The 14,120-nt window shown below is 68.6% G+C and carries 10 protein-coding genes and 4 pseudogenes; 5 read left to right on the top strand and 9 right to left on the bottom strand.

Features of this window, described 5'->3' with window-relative positions; all coding sequences use genetic code 11:
* Positions 1-29 precede the first annotated feature (29 nt).
* The 5 genes and pseudogenes from OG948_RS35145 to OG948_RS35125 all read right to left on the bottom strand — a co-directional run.
* Positions 30-707: an amino acid permease gene (locus OG948_RS35145; RefSeq protein WP_406300438.1), complete on the bottom strand. Its 678-nt coding sequence runs from the start codon at positions 705-707 to the stop codon at positions 30-32.
* 201 nt (positions 708-908) lie between these two features.
* On the bottom strand, positions 909-1,322 hold the full coding sequence (locus OG948_RS35140; RefSeq protein ID WP_331773389.1) for a CBS domain-containing protein: 414 nt from the start codon (positions 1,320-1,322) through the stop codon (positions 909-911).
* A gap of 114 nt (positions 1,323-1,436) precedes the next feature.
* Positions 1,437-4,093, bottom strand: a pseudogene (gene ppdK / locus OG948_RS35135) (pyruvate, phosphate dikinase); the annotation flags it as partial.
* Positions 4,078-5,238 (bottom strand): type I glyceraldehyde-3-phosphate dehydrogenase, encoded by a 1,161-nt coding sequence (gene gap / locus OG948_RS35130; RefSeq protein WP_331769063.1) that lies wholly within the window; start codon positions 5,236-5,238, stop codon positions 4,078-4,080. The gene gap and the pseudogene ppdK, both read right to left, overlap by 16 nt.
* Positions 5,239-5,405: 167 nt before the next feature.
* Positions 5,406-5,851, bottom strand: a pseudogene (locus OG948_RS35125) (pyruvate formate-lyase 1-activating enzyme); the annotation flags it as partial.
* Positions 5,852-6,116: 265 nt separating this feature from the next.
* Between OG948_RS35125 and OG948_RS35120 the strand changes: the two are divergent.
* Positions 6,117-6,311 (top strand): hypothetical protein, encoded by a 195-nt coding sequence (locus OG948_RS35120; RefSeq protein WP_406300945.1) that lies wholly within the window; start codon positions 6,117-6,119, stop codon positions 6,309-6,311.
* Here the strand turns inward: OG948_RS35120 and OG948_RS35115 are convergent.
* The 3 genes from OG948_RS35115 to OG948_RS35105 all read right to left on the bottom strand — a co-directional run bounded on the left by OG948_RS35115 (position 6,295) and on the right by OG948_RS35105 (position 8,767).
* Positions 6,295-6,672: a pyridoxamine 5'-phosphate oxidase family protein gene (locus tag OG948_RS35115; RefSeq protein WP_331769062.1), complete on the bottom strand. Its 378-nt coding sequence runs from the start codon at positions 6,670-6,672 to the stop codon at positions 6,295-6,297. The two genes, OG948_RS35120 and OG948_RS35115, sit on opposite strands and share 17 nt — an antisense overlap.
* A gap of 176 nt (positions 6,673-6,848) precedes the next feature.
* Positions 6,849-7,736, bottom strand: a complete 888-nt coding sequence (locus OG948_RS35110; protein ID WP_331769061.1) for a universal stress protein — start codon at positions 7,734-7,736, stop codon at positions 6,849-6,851.
* 380 nt (positions 7,737-8,116) lie between these two features.
* Positions 8,117-8,767: a response regulator transcription factor gene (locus OG948_RS35105; RefSeq protein WP_331769060.1), complete on the bottom strand. Its 651-nt coding sequence runs from the start codon at positions 8,765-8,767 to the stop codon at positions 8,117-8,119.
* A 428-nt stretch (positions 8,768-9,195) separates the two neighbouring features.
* Between OG948_RS35105 and OG948_RS35100 the strand changes: the two genes are divergently transcribed.
* The 4 genes and pseudogenes from OG948_RS35100 to OG948_RS35085 all read left to right on the top strand — a co-directional run.
* Entirely contained in the window at positions 9,196-10,899 is a 1,704-nt protein-coding gene (locus tag OG948_RS35100) for a GAF domain-containing protein (protein WP_331769059.1), read from the top strand.
* A 585-nt stretch (positions 10,900-11,484) separates the two neighbouring features.
* Positions 11,485-12,051: an exonuclease domain-containing protein gene (locus tag OG948_RS35095; protein WP_331769058.1), complete on the top strand. Its 567-nt coding sequence runs from the start codon at positions 11,485-11,487 to the stop codon at positions 12,049-12,051.
* Positions 12,052-12,072: 21 nt separating this feature from the next.
* Positions 12,073-12,342 (top strand): annotated as a pseudogene (locus tag OG948_RS35090) (BRCT domain-containing protein); the annotation flags it as partial.
* A gap of 126 nt (positions 12,343-12,468) precedes the next feature.
* Positions 12,469-12,651, top strand: a pseudogene (locus tag OG948_RS35085) (hypothetical protein); the annotation flags it as partial.
* A gap of 373 nt (positions 12,652-13,024) precedes the next feature.
* On the opposite strand, the gene OG948_RS35080 reads toward OG948_RS35085, so the two are convergent.
* Positions 13,025-13,777 (bottom strand): ABC transporter ATP-binding protein, encoded by a 753-nt coding sequence (locus OG948_RS35080; RefSeq protein WP_331773388.1) that lies wholly within the window; start codon positions 13,775-13,777, stop codon positions 13,025-13,027.
* Between the last annotated feature and the right edge of the window lie 343 nt (positions 13,778-14,120).

Genomic DNA, 14,120 nt, shown 5'->3' with positions numbered 1-14,120 from the left:
GCAACGCCCTGGTGCGGGCGAAGCGTGTTTCAGTGCCCCGGAAGGGCGGGATCCACCCGCGCCGATTCCGGCGCCGGGTCGACCACCGGATCCGCCGGGTCGTTGCCGGCCGGGACGACCGGGCCCTCGCCGTATTCATTGCGTCCCACCTTGAGCCAGATGTAGACCGGCAGTCCGAGTAGTACGACGAACAGGCCGTAGTACACGGCCTGATAGCCGCTCCCGGCCAGCGACCAGAAGGAGAACACCAGCGCGACGGCGGAGACGCCGCAGTCCCGGATCAGGTGCGGCCACCGGGTCTCACGACCTCGGGTGAGCAGCCAGAAGAGCTGCGCCGCGGCGCTGAAGATGTAGGGGATGACGGCGGTGAGCACGGACAGCAGCACCAGCGTGGTGAAGACCTTGTCGAAGCGCGTGTAGCTGACCACGGTCAGGAGCGAGGCGAGCAGCGTCGAGGCGACGATGCCGAACACCGGTATGTCGCGCCGGGTTCGCGCGAACGCCGAGGGGAACAGACCGTCCTTGGCCGCGGCCATCGGCATCTCGGCGACGATCATGGTCCAGCAGATCAGCGCACCGAGTCCGGAGATGATCGCGGCTATCGCGACGGCGTTGCCGGCCCATTCGCCGCCGAAGATCGCGTTGGCCGAGTCGGTGAACGGGGCACTCGACTTCTGCAGCGCCGCGTTGGACACGGTGCCGAACACCGTCGATGCCCCGTGGAGCGCAGTTCATCGGGAGCCACCCGACGACTCCATGGGACGAGTGGCCCCAAGCACCGGACCGACCGGCCTGTGCTTCGGTGTCGAATCACCCGAGCCGTGACAGCACGGGCCACGCAGAGCACCGCGCATGCCGATGGGCGTGACCCCAGGAATCCTGGAGTCACGCCCATCGGCATGCGCGGGTCAGGCCTGCGGGATCCGGCGATCCCGCGGCAGACGCCGGTCATCGCCGGCGCGGTGGAGGCCGACGAACACGTTCAGCAGATCGTGGTCGGTCAACACGCCCACGGCCGAGCCTGATTCGTCGATGACGAGTACCGCGTCCACCGCTTGACGCAGCATCACCTCGCCCGCCATGACCACATCGGTCGTCGGCACGACGACTGCCCGGACGTCGCCCAGGACGTGTTCGACGGTGAGGTTCTTGAGCCCGAGCGGGTTCGTGGCCCACACGGCGGCGAGGTCGCGGTCGTTGATCAGTCCGAAGGCGCCACCGGCGTCGACGACCGCGAGGTGGTGCAGGTTCGTGGTGAGCATGAGACTCATCGCGGCCCACAGCGTCTCCTCGCGGCCGACCGAGACGACGGGGCTGTGCATCACGCTGCCGACCTCGGGCAGGGGGGAATGGGTGCTTGCGGTCTGTTCGGTGTGGTTGGACATGGGTGCCTCCGTCTTGGTGCGGGTGGAGCGGGATGCCACGCGGGGGGTGGTCAGTGCCGCGCGGGCCGCCTCCAGGCGAGCGCCCGGGACGCGAAATGGTGAGCAGGAGACGTAGTCGACGCCCGCCGTGTGGAAGAAGTGGATCGAGTCGGGGTCGCCGCCGTGTTCGCCGCAGGCGCCGATCTTCAGGTCGGGCCGGATGGCGCGGCCGTCCTCGATGGCGATCCGGATCAGTCGGCCGACGCCTTCGCGGTCGATGGTCGCGAAGGGCGACACGGAGAAGATCCTGCGGTCCAGGTAGAGCGGAAAGAACGATGCCTCGACGTCGTCGCGGGAGAAGCCCCACGTGGTCTGGGTGAGGTCGTTGGTGCCGAAGGAGAAGAAGTCGGCGGCCTGCGCGATGCTGCCCGCCGTGAGAGCGGCCCTGGGCAGTTCGATCATGGTGCCGATCGGGCAGGTGACCGTCGCGTCGCAGGCGTCGAAGACGTCCGCGAGCACCTTTTCGACCTCGTCGCGGACGATGCGCAGTTCCTCGACGGCACCGACCAGCGGGATCATGATCTCCGCACGAGGGTCGCCGCCGACGCCCAGCCGAGCCGCCACCGCCTCTGCGATGGCGCGTGCCTGCATGGCGACCAGCCCCGGCACCGCGAGGCCCAGTCGTACGCCGCGCAGCCCCAGCATCGGGTTCACCTCGTGCATGCGCTCGACGGCATCCGACAACCGCACGTCGTGCGGGTCGGGAGTGCCGCCCTTGGCCCGCGTGGACGCGATACGAACGGCCAACTCCACCCGGTTGGCAAGGAACTCGTGCAGCGGCGGGTCGAGGAGGCGGATCGTGACCGGCAGACCGTCCATGGCTGCGAGGATTGCGGTGAAGTCATCCCGCTGGAGCGGGAGTAGGGCGTCGAGGGCCGGTTGCCGCTCCTCGTCCGTGCGCGCCAGGATCATCTCTTCGACCAGGCGTCGCCGTTCGCCCAGGAACATGTGCTCGGTCCGGCACAGGCCGATACCCTGCGCGCCGAACCTCCGTGCCCTGGAGGCGTCTTCGGGCGTATCCGCATTCGCCGGCACGGCCATCTCGCGCACGCCGTCGGCGTGCTCCAACAGTCGGGCCACCGCGTCGACCACCCCGGCCGAGCGTGCACCGGTTTCGAAGTAGGTGGTCACCGCGGATGCCACGAGCGTCATGGCGCCCAAGTACACGGTGCCGGCCGTCCCGTCGACCGAGACGATCGAGCCTTCGGCCACGACCGTTCCGTCGGGCGTGGTGAACCGGCGTTGCTCGATGTCGACGTCGAGTTCCTCGGCGCCACAGACGCAGACCTTGCCCATCCCTCTGGCCACCACGGCGGCGTGGCTGGTCTTGCCGCCTCGGCTGGTGAGTACGGCCTGGGCGGCGATCATGCCCGCCAGGTCGTCGGGCGTGGTCTCGCGCCGCACGAGCACGACCTTCTCGCCGGTGGCCGCGCGTCGCACGGCGGTGGCACTGTCGAAGACGACGGTGCCGACGGCCGCCCCCGGCGACGCGGATATCCCGTGGGCGAGCGGTGTACCGGCCTGGCGCACGTCGAAGCGCGGGAACAGGAGCTGGTCGAGTTGCCCGCTGCCGACCCGTTCGAGGGCCTCGGCGCGGGTGATCAGCCCCTCGTCCACCAGGTCTGCGGCAATCCGGAACGCGGCTTCCGGCGTCCGCTTGCCGATCCGGGTCTGCAGCATCCACAGCCGGCCGCGCTCGATCGTGAACTCCACGTCGCACAGGTCGCGGTAGTGGTTCTCCAGCACACCCAGGTGCCGACAGAGCTGTGCGTGGCAGTCGGGGTCCAGACGCGCCAGGTCCTGGAGAGGAGACGCGTTGCGGATACCCGCGACGACGTCCTCGCCCTGCGCATCGGAGAGGTAGTCGCCGTAGATCCCGGGGCGACCGGTGACCGGGTCGCGGGTGAAGGCGACGCCCGTCCCGGAGTCCGGGCCGAGATTGCCGTAGACCATGGCCTGGATGTTGACGGCGGTACCGAGGTCGTCCGAGATGCGTTCGCGTCGTCGGTAGATCCCGGCCCGCTCGCCGTTCCACGAGCGAAAGACCGCCAGGATTGCGCGGTCCAGCTGCTCGTGCGGGTCCTGTGGGAACTCCGTGCCGCAGACCTGACGAATCGACACCTTGAACTCGGCCACGAGCGAGGTCAGATCGTGCACGTCCAAGCCGAGGTCGTCGGTGACTTCGCGCTCCGCCTTGAGCCGGGTGAGAGCCGTCTCGAACACGACCGGGTCGACACCCCTCACGGTGCTGCCGTACATCTGGACGAGCCTGCGGTACGAGTCCCACGCGAAGCGCTCGCGTCCGGAGGATTTCGCCAGCCCCACCACCGAGTCGTCGTTGAGCCCGATGTCGAGAATCGTGTCCATCATGCCGGGCATCGAGAACCGGGCCCCCGAACGTACGGAGAGCAGGAGCGGGTCGTCCGCCTGCCCGAGCCGGCGTCCCGTCGCACGCTCCAGGCGCGCCAGGTGCAGGCGGATCTCGTCGTCCAGTCCCGCCGGCACCGTGCCGGTGCGCAGGAACTCCCAACAGGTCTCGGTGGTGACGGTGAAGCCGGGGGTACGGGCAGTCCGAGTCGGGTCATCTCGGCGAGGTTGGCCCCTTTGCCCCCGAGCAGGTCGGCCGCCTCGCGGGAACCGTCGGCGAAGTCGCTCACTCGCGTGACCATTGTTGTGTCCTTCGTTCACCGTGCTCGGCTGGTGCGGGGCCGGACCGCCTCCCCGGACCGCGCGCCGAGGGACGCTGCGCGCGGGACACCGGGTGGTGCCGGATCGTGATCGATGTGTTCCGCTCGGGTTCAGAGCCGGGCGGCGACGTACTCGTAAGGTCGAGGAGACGATTGCTGTACCCCCACTCGTTGTCGTACCAGCCGAAGACCTTGACCAACGCGCCGCGCGCCTGGGTCAGTTCGGCATCGATGACACACGAGGCCGGATCGCCGATGACGTCACGCGAGACGATCGGGGTGCGCGTCACCCGCAGGATTCCGTGCAGGGCTTCGGCGGCGGCCGTCTCGAACGCGGCATTGATTTCGGCTGCCTCGGTCTCTCGTCCGAGGACCACCGTCAGGTCGGTCAGCGAGCCGTCCACGACGGGCACGCGCACGGCGACGCCGTCCAGGACCCCGTCCGGATCCGGGAGTACGAGGCCCACGGCGCGGGCGGCTCCCGTACTGGTGGGGATGATGCTCACGGCGGCGGATCGGCCCCGGCGCAGATCCTTGTGCGGGCCGTCGAGCAGCGCCTGGTCGTTGGTGTAGCCGTGGATCGTCGTCATCAGTCCGTTGCGGACGCCGAATTCGTCGTGCAGGACCTTGAGCATCGGCACGACGCAATTGGTGGTGCAGGACGCGGCGGAGACCACGTGGTGGTGTTCCGGGTCGTATTCGTGCTGGTTCACGCCCATGACCACGGTCGCGTCGACGTGTGTGCCCGGCGCGGAGATGAGGACCTTGGACGCTCCGGCCTTCAGGTGCAGAGCCGCGTCGTCGCGAGCCCGGAAGTGGCCGGTGGCCTCGATCACGACGTCCACGCCCAGATCGCCCCAGGTCAGTGCGGCAGGGTCGCGCCGTGCTGTCACTCCGATCCGTATCCCGCCCACGGTGATGGACTGTTCGTTGGATTCGACCCGGTGGGCCAGGGTGCCGTACGTCGAGTCGTAGCGGAGCAGGTGGGCCAGGGTCGAGGCCGGGGCGATGTCGTTGATCGCGACGACCTGGATCCGATGCTCGTTGCCGCCGGTGCGTTCCAGGACACCGCGCAGATAGTTGCGTCCGACACGCCCGAATCCGTTGATGCCCACTCGTACGGTCATGTCGACGTCCTCTTCGTGCCGGGGGAACGGGCCGTCCGAGCGGCTATATCGGTCGTTTCCAGACTCGCTGCGCCGGCTCGGTCGGCACAGGGCCGGTCGGCCCGACCCGTGGTGCCGTTCGGCACCGCAGGCCGGGCGCTTGGCGGTCCGCGTGTTTCCGCGGCTCCTCAGTACGCGTTCGGGCCGACGGCACGGAACTGCCCGAGCACACGCTCGATCAGGGTCCGGTCCGGGACGGGCGTGTCGCGGAGTGGGGAGGCGATGCCGAGTGCCTCGTACTTGGGCAGAGCCGGCTTGTGGAAGGGGAGGACGTCGACGTGCTCGACATTGCGCAGTCCCGCCACGAAGGTCGCCAAGTCGTCGATCGTCGCTGGGTCATCGGTGAGCCCGGGCACAGCACGAATCGGATCCAGGTGCGGGTGCCGAGGGTTTGGAGACGGCGCGCGAAGTCGAGCGTCGGAGCCGGCTCCGCTCCGGTGAGGGCCCGGTAGCCTGCCGCGTCGGACGATTTGATGTCGAGCAGGACCAGATCGGTGTCGGCGAGGCGGCGATCGTCCGCGCGTGCGCCGAGAAACCCGGAGGTGTCCAGCGCGGTGTGCAGGCCGATCTCCTCCATTCCCGTCCGGCGAATCCCCGCCATGCCGTCGGGGTCGCGGTCGCTGCTTCGGCTGTCGTGGTCATCGTGCGCCTCTGCTTTCTCGTTGCCGTTGCCTGTCGCTGCCTGCGGAACGACCCGAACGGGTACGTTCGCGGCTACGCCGGTCGCACCATCGAGATGTCCGGACTCCGAGCACATCGCGAAGTCCGACGATGCACTCGGGCCGAACGGCCTCCGGCGTGGGGCCGCGTGGCCATGAGACGTGCTCCACGTCGGATGGATGGCCCAGGTCACCAGGGCGCCGGAGAGAAGCACCACCGAGAGGGACAACAACAGGGGCGTCGTCGGGGAGGCGTACGCGGCGGTCGAGCTCACGATCAGCGAGGTGAGGACCATCGTCGAGATCGCGAACACCGCGAACGAGCGCACGCGATGCCCGACGGGCGATCCCGCGTTCATCAGCGCGGCGCCATGACGGGGCGCACGCGGCGACCGGCGACCCGATAGGGCCGGATGCGGATGCGGATGCGGATTTCGCGGTGGTTCGGCGGCCAGGCGACGGAGTCGCCGGACTCCTCACGCGGCCTGACCCACTCGGCGGTGCCGAAGAAGAGCGAGCTCCAGCCGATGGAGGCCGCGTTGATCACCTCATCGACCTCGAAGTGCACAGGCCCACTCGGTCGCGCCGTCATCGAGTCCGCCGCAGTCGAGAACTCGATGTCGTTGCCGACCGGCTTGTAGTTGACGGGCAGGATGAACGGGATCGGGGCGTTGATCATGGAGATCCGCCCCACCTGCTGAAGCGCGACGTGAGCGAAGCTCTCCTCCTCGGTCATCTCCGCGAGTTCACGCCCGGAAACGTCAGCTCCGCCCGATGCCGACACCCGCTCGGGCACCACCTCGCCGAGTGTTCGGACCGTCCCCGCCGTCACCTCTTCGGAAAGCCCGTCAAACCTCGCCGCCGACGGGTCGGCAGTCCATCTTCCCGGACGCTTGTGGCGTGATGGCATGATCATCCTCGGCTCTCGTGGGGGACCGGGACCACCGCGACCGGGCAGGGCGCGTGGTGCAACACGGCGTGTGTGGTGGGGCCGATCCGCATCGGGAATGCGCTGCGCCCGCGATGGGCCGACACGACCACCAGTGCGGCGGCGGCCGCGAGTTCGATCAGTTCCGAGGCCGCCGAGCCGGTCCTGACGACCGACTCGATCGCGACGTCGTGCGCTCGGGCGCGGACGGGGCGCAGGATGTCGTCGAGCAGGGTTCGCTGTCCATCGGCGATCTGTTCGGTGTCGTCGATCACGGGCGGGACCAGGCCGGGCCCGAACGCGGTGAGCGGCAGCGTCCACGCGCGCAGGGCGATCACGTCCCCACCTGTACGGCGTGCCTGCGCGACCGCGAAGTCGACGGCGGCGGTGGGCGCTCCGTCGGCGACACCGACCACGATGTCCTTGTGACCCGCCGTCGAGACCGACTCGGGTACCACGACGACCGGACACGTGGCCTGCGCACACACGCGCAGTGACACCGAACCCAGGACCAGCCCGACAAAGCCGCCGTGACCGCGGCTGCCGACCACGATCAGGCCGGCACGGCGACCAGTTTCCAGGATGACATCCGCAGCCGGCCCTTCGGGCAGGGTGGTTTCCACGACCAGGTGAGGATAGGTGTCGCGCACCGCGGCCGCGGCCGTCTCCACCAGTTGCCGGGCGCCCGCACGCAGAGGCACCGCGTCCTTTCGGTGTCCCAAGCTGCCCGAGGGGATGGCCATGGCGATGTACAGCGGCGTCTTGGCGTCGGCGGCGGTGCGCGCGGCCCAGGCGAGCGCGCGTTCACCACCGGGGGAACCGTCGTAGCCGACCAGGACACCGAGGTCGGGAATAGTGCCGGTGAAAGTCATGGCGCGCTCCGCAGCGTCTCGGTATGCGACAACAAACGTCGTGGGCGCCTGCGGCGAGCCCGCCACACGCCCCGATCGACATCCACAGCCTCACTGCCACCGGGCGCACCCGGCAGGGCCGTTCGGCCCCCGTCGGTGCCCGAAGTGACCCCTACCGGCGGTTCGCGGGCTTCACGTTCGCATGGGCGGGATCGGCGGACAGCCAGGTCCCGATGGCGGATCTCGTGAGGCCGTCGAGCCCTGGGAGTCGGCGTTTCAGGGCTTCGTCCACTGGTCGGAGCCCGAGCCATGTCTGGACGTGAAGGTCATCGAGGAAATCGACGTGCAGGCGCGGCCCGGAAGCCTTTACGCGGAGACATCTCCCGTTTCGGGGCGAGGGCTCAGCGATTCGCGGTCCCGGCCTCCAGGTTGCTGGCGAACACCGCCGCCTGGATTCGGCGTTCGAGTCCGAGCTTGCGCAGCACGGTCGATACGTAGTTCTTCACGGTCTTCTCGGCCAAATGGAGCTGCCCACTGATCTGACGATTCGTCATTCCTTCGGTGATCAGCTCGAGGATGCGGCGCTCCTGCTCGGTGAGGGAGGCCATCCTCGGGTCGGTCCGTGGTCCGCTGCGCACACGGTCCAACACACGCTCGGTGACTGCCGGGTCCAACAACGAGCGTCCGCCGGCGATCTCACGCACCGCGTTGATCAAATCGTTGCCGCGGATCTGCTTCAACACATACCCCTGAGCACCGGCCATGATCGCCGAGAACAGCGCTTCCTCGTCGTCGAAGGAGGTCAGGATCAGCGCGTTGACCTCCGGGCACTGCGAGCGGATCGTACGACAGACATCAATCCCGCTGCCGTCCGGCAGCCGGCCGTCGAGGACCGCGACATGCGGCCGCAGTACGGGTATGCGCCTAAGCGCCTCCTGCGCGGACCCGCTCTCGCCGACCACCTCGATATCGGGTTCCGTCGACAGCAGGTCGCACAAGCCGCGGCGGACGATCTCGTGATCGTCCAGGAGAAATACTCTGATTGTCGACATGAGCCTCCTTGCTGAATGAATCGTCGGACGAACGGAGACCGCTCACCCGCCGAGGGCGAGTGGCTACCCGAAGGTTCTCCCCGGCGGGATTCGATCGTGCCCGAGTCGATCACGTCCGCTCAGGGTCACCGTGGCGAGTGGGCCGCAACAGGGCCGTAGGTCCCCCTACCGGCGAGTATGCCGACACATCGGCTCGCGCCCGTCACCACGTGCGATGTGGGCTCGAGGGCGCGTCCGGCTCACCTCGGCAGCGCTCCCAGCAGGGGGATTTCGCAATTCACCGGCCGATGCCGCTTGAGGTTCGATTCGTTGGACAGGCTGGTCATGACGCCACAGCCGGTCCGAGTCAGGGTGACGCGGAGTGGTCCGGTCCGGCGTCGCCCGGAGCATCCCGTGTGTCTGGGGAGCACGGGCAGTTAGGGGATGACATGACCGAAGCAGCGACGCCACATCCCCGTTCGCCCCGCCTGCGGTCGGACGAGTCCCGGACCGGGCTCGACGGCGCGTGGGCGACCCGAGATCGGCTGCACACCCTGCTGGAGGCCGTGCTCTCGGTCGGCGGCGACCTCGACGTCGAAACCGTGCTGCAACGCATCGTCGAGTCCGCAGTGATACTCGTCGACGCCGAGTACGGCGCCCTGGGCGTCATCGGCGACGAGGAACAGCTCGCCCGGTTCCTGACCGTCGGCGACGACGCCACCATCGAGGGCATCGGGGACCGCCCCTCGGGACGAGGCATCCTGGGGTTCGTCGTCCGCGAACCCCATCCGCTGCGCCTGCGCGATCTCAACACCCACCCGAACGCGCACGGCTTCCCGCCGGGGCATCCCCCGATGCGGACCTTCCTCGGTGTGCCGATCCGGACCCGCAAGAAGGTCTTCGGCAACATCTACCTCACTGAGAAACGCGGTGGGGCCGACTTCACCGACGAGGACGACGCCCTTCTGCGCACGTTGGCCGCCGCGGCGGGCGTGGTCATCGACAACGCCCGCCTCAACGACGAGGCCCGACATCGCGAACAGTGGATGTCGGCCGGCTCGGAACTCACCCGAAACCTGCTCGCCGGCACCCATCCCGGCCAAGTGCTGAGCACGTTTGCCGCCACCGTGCGCTCGATGGCCTCGGCGGACCTGGTCATGGTGGTCGCGCCGGTGACGGGCGCTGCCGAACTCGTCGTCACGGCGGCGGACGGGGACCGGGTCGAGCAGGTCCTGGGCGTGGTGCTGCCCGCCAAGTCGACCCTCACCAAGAAGATGTACAGCTCGGGCGAGGTCTTCGTCAGTCCGGACATCCGAGCGGATCCCCAGGCCGAGGGCTCGATGATCGCCTCGCTCGGCCTCGGGCCCACCTTCATGGTGCCGCTCGGCGGCCCCGGACACATCCGTGGCATCCTCCAGGTGGCGAACAATGCCGGCGGCACGGAGTTCGCCGACAGCGTGGTGCGTACCGTCGCCAGGTTCGCCGACCATGCCGCGCTTGCCCTGGAGATCGCCGAACGGCGGTGGGAGGCCGAACTCCTGACGGTCTTTCAGGACCGCGACCGGATCGCCAGGGACCTGCACGACCTGGCGATCCAACGCCTGTTCGCCACCGGCATGATGCTCCAGAGTGCGACCCGACTGATCACCGACACCGAGGCGTCCCGACGCGTCGAACGCGCCGTCGACGACCTCGACGAGACGATCAAGGTCATCCGCACCACGATCTTCTCCCTCAAGGTCCGCGACCGCGCCGGCGGCCCGGGACTGCGCGCGCGCATCCTCGACGAGATGGATCAGGCTGCGACAACCCTGGGGTTCGGCCCGAGCCTGCGTCTGGACGGCCTGTTGGACACTTTGGTGCCAGCCGACATCGCCGACAGCGCCATCGCCGTACTGCGGGAAGCCCTCTCCAACATCACCCGACACGCAGCCGCCGGCCGGGTCGAGATCTCGGCGGAAATCGTCGCGGATGTGCTGCACCTGCGCGTCACCGACAACGGGATCGGGATACCCGACAAACCCACGCGACGCAGCGGCTTGGACAACATGTACGAACGCGCCCGCGCCCTGTCCGGCGACTTCACGGTGATGCGGCGACCGGGCGGTGGCACGACACTGTCGTGGGTCGCGCCCCTACCCGCGAGCCCCTGAACCTCCTCGCCCTCGAACGGACGGCCACGACGTGGACGGCTGACGCGTGCGACGCCCGAGACCGGGGTCGGCGAGGCGATCGTCACACAGGCCCTCGCCGTCCGAGGTCGCGTCAAAAGCTGAACTCACTTCGCGATGTGACAAGGCGTGTCGCCGGAACGCGAACACGCCCAGACGAGACCGCCCGAGCGCAACGCCGCCCCCGGTGCGATGGCGGCGACCAGGCCGTCGGGGGAGACGCGCAACAGCCTCCGACGGATCAGGGCGCGTGCGTCGACGGCGGTACACAGACCCGGCGGCGGCCAATGCCTCCAGTTCCGGCACCATGCTCCGCCCTCCGTCCGCGCCGCCGTGACGTCGTCCGACCAGGTCCGCCAACCGGATGCACCACACCCGCCGTGTTTCACAGCCGCATCTGCCCCTTGGGGCCGGCCACTGCGGTCCTCGATCCCGAGTGCCGCGACCGCCGACGGATATCCGGCGCCTGTGGTTGGTGTTCCGGATTGACGGTCCCTCAACCCCCGGACGCACCCGCCCAGTTCGGCGCTTGAGAGAACCTGCAATCCTGTGCTCGGACCGTGAATCGTGTGCGCAGGGGGAGATGAGCAGGGACTGGGTCGCGATCGACTTCGAGACCGCCAACGCTTCGTCGGGCAGCATCTGCGAGGTCGGCATGAGCTTGGTCGAGGCCGGTACGATCACCGCGAGACACCGCACATTCGTCCGACCGGCCTGCACTGGAGAGTTCGCCTCTCGCAACGTGCAACTGCACGGAATCAAGGCGTCCACGGTCTCGGGGCCCCGACCTGGCCCGAAGCTCTGCGGAGCATCCTGTCCTTTGCCGGCGACCGACCCTTGGTCGCCCACAATGCGGCCTTCGACTTCAGAGTCCTGCGGGCAGCCTGTACGGAGACTTCCACGCCTTGGCCGAGCGTGCGCTACGCGTGTTCGCTGGTGGTCGCCCGCCAGACCCGGAGGTTGCTGACCTACCGACTGCCCTTCGTCGCCGAGGCCACCGGCGTGCCCATGACGGGCGGCCATCACGACGCCCAGGCCGACGCGGATGCCGCCGCGCTCGTGATGCTCGCCGCCTTCGCGGCGAACGGCGTGGACACCCTCGACGATCTGCTTCGGAAGCTCGACCTCCACTAAGGACAAGAGAGCCCCGATGCGGTGACGTGGAGCAACTGTCGGCGCCGCTCCTCCGACGGGTCCAGGCGGGCGGCGAGCCTCCATCGCCCAAGCGAACCCGCACGCGGACCCGACGGGGCCCTGTACGGGCGCACGGTGTGCTTCACGGGCACCTTGACCACCATGACGCGGCCGGAGGCGCAGGAACGACTGGCCTCCGTCGGAGGGCAGGCGTTGCCCGGAGTGAGCCGCAAGACCGATCTCCTCGTCGTCGGCACCTCGGACCCGACCCGCTTCGCCCCGGGAATGACGCTCGGCAACAACCACCGCAAAGCCCGAGAACTCCTCGATGCGGGCCACGACATCGAAGTGATCAGCGAGGCGGACTTCCTCGAACTGCTCGCGCTTTCCGGCACCGTGTCCGCAGAACCAGCCGAGCTGGAACGAGTACGGCGGCTGCCCGCCCGAGGGGCGCGGGCGCGGTATGCGACGCTCACCGCTCGGATCGAGGATCACAGATTCCGCTACTACATCAAAGACGCCCCCATCGTCAGCGATGTCGAGTTCGACCGACTCGTGAGTGAGCGGAAGGCCCTGGAGACAGCACACCCGTCACTGCGGCACGCGTAGTGCGTGGTCTTCGGGGGAGGCGCGGGCCGAGTCCCGGAACCTGGTCACCTGATTTCGTATCATCAGGAACGATACGCGTACCGACGAGACCGAAGGCCCACTGTAGGCAGAGGTCCGCCCGGCAGGACGGTACCGCAACCTGAGTGGTGAGGAACGTCCCACTACCTGTGCAGACTCGGCTGAGGCAGGCGTCGGTGAGGGCACACGCCAGTCAAAATGGTGCTGACCAGCGGAAACTACCGGAAGGCGTTTTCGCTGGTCAGCCCGTATCTGGTGGTTCCCCGCAGGTCACCTGTCGGGGTGTGCGCTTCGTCGAGGATGTGGTTGTCGCCGGGGAAGCGGGGACTGCCCAACGCGGTTCCGCTCAGGTGGTGCGCGTGGTGGCGTCGAAGCGCTTCATGCGCTCGAGGACACGTTCGTAGGTCGGCGTGCTCATCTCGTCGACGATGTGGCCGTCGCCGAGGAAGACGACACGATCCGCGTAGGACGCCGCGACCAGGTCGTGGGTGACCATGACCACGGTCTGGCGCAGTTCGTCGACGCTGCGGCGGAGTACGCCCAGCACCTCGGCGCCCGCGTGCGAGTCCAGGTTGCCGGTCGGCTCGTCGGCGAAGATCAGTTCCGGACGGCTTGCGAACGCCCGTGCGCACGCAACGCGTTGCTGTTGCCCGCCGGACATCTGCGACGGCCGATGGCGCAGCCGGTCGCCGATCTCCAGGGTCGCCACGACCTGGTCGAGCCAGGCCCGGTCCGGCTTGCGGTGGGCGATGGACATCGGCAACACGATGTTCTCCATCGCGGTGAGGTAACCGAGCAGGTTGAACGTCTGGAAGATGAAACCGATCTTGTCGCGCCGCAGTCGGGTGAGGTCCTTGTCCTTGAGCGCGGTGATCTCGGTGTCCCCGACCCAGATCTGACCACCGGTCACCGAGTCGAGACCGGCCAGACAGTGCATCAGGGTCGACTTGCCCGAGCCCGACGGCCCCATGATCGCGGTGAAGCAACCCCGTTCGATGCCGATGTCGACCGCGTCCACGGCCACGACCCGGGTGTCACCGACCCCGAAGGTCTTGGTCAGGGCGCTTGCGCGGCAAGCGAGTTCGGGCCCGCGCGGCAGATCACGCGGGGGAGTCGCATCGATCTGGTCGCCGTCGTTTTTGCGGTGGTTGCGCACGAGCTCTCCTTGGGTGGTGAGCGTACGGACACCCCGAGTATCGACCCACCGTCGCCACAGAGGAACGCGCGGGTGAGACCGGAGCACCGGAAGGGGGTGGCTGGAGGCGTCGGTCATGCGGCGGTGGTACGGCCGACCGGCCTCGGGTGCTCCGCCCCGGCTTAACGCTTCCTCCGCGAAGCCGTCGCGCGCCTGAAGCCGGTGCACAACAGCACGGCCGAAGTCGTCGCGGCCGAGCAGGCGCTCCATCGACAGACCCACATCGTTCGGCGCGCCCGTGAGCACG

Origin of the sequence: Embleya sp. NBC_00888 (assembly GCF_045207655.1) — a bacterium.
Classification (GTDB): domain Bacteria; phylum Actinomycetota; class Actinomycetes; order Streptomycetales; family Streptomycetaceae; genus Embleya.
The sequence above is the reverse complement of the archived record's forward strand: the minus strand, read 5'-3'. Positions and strand labels throughout refer to the sequence as shown.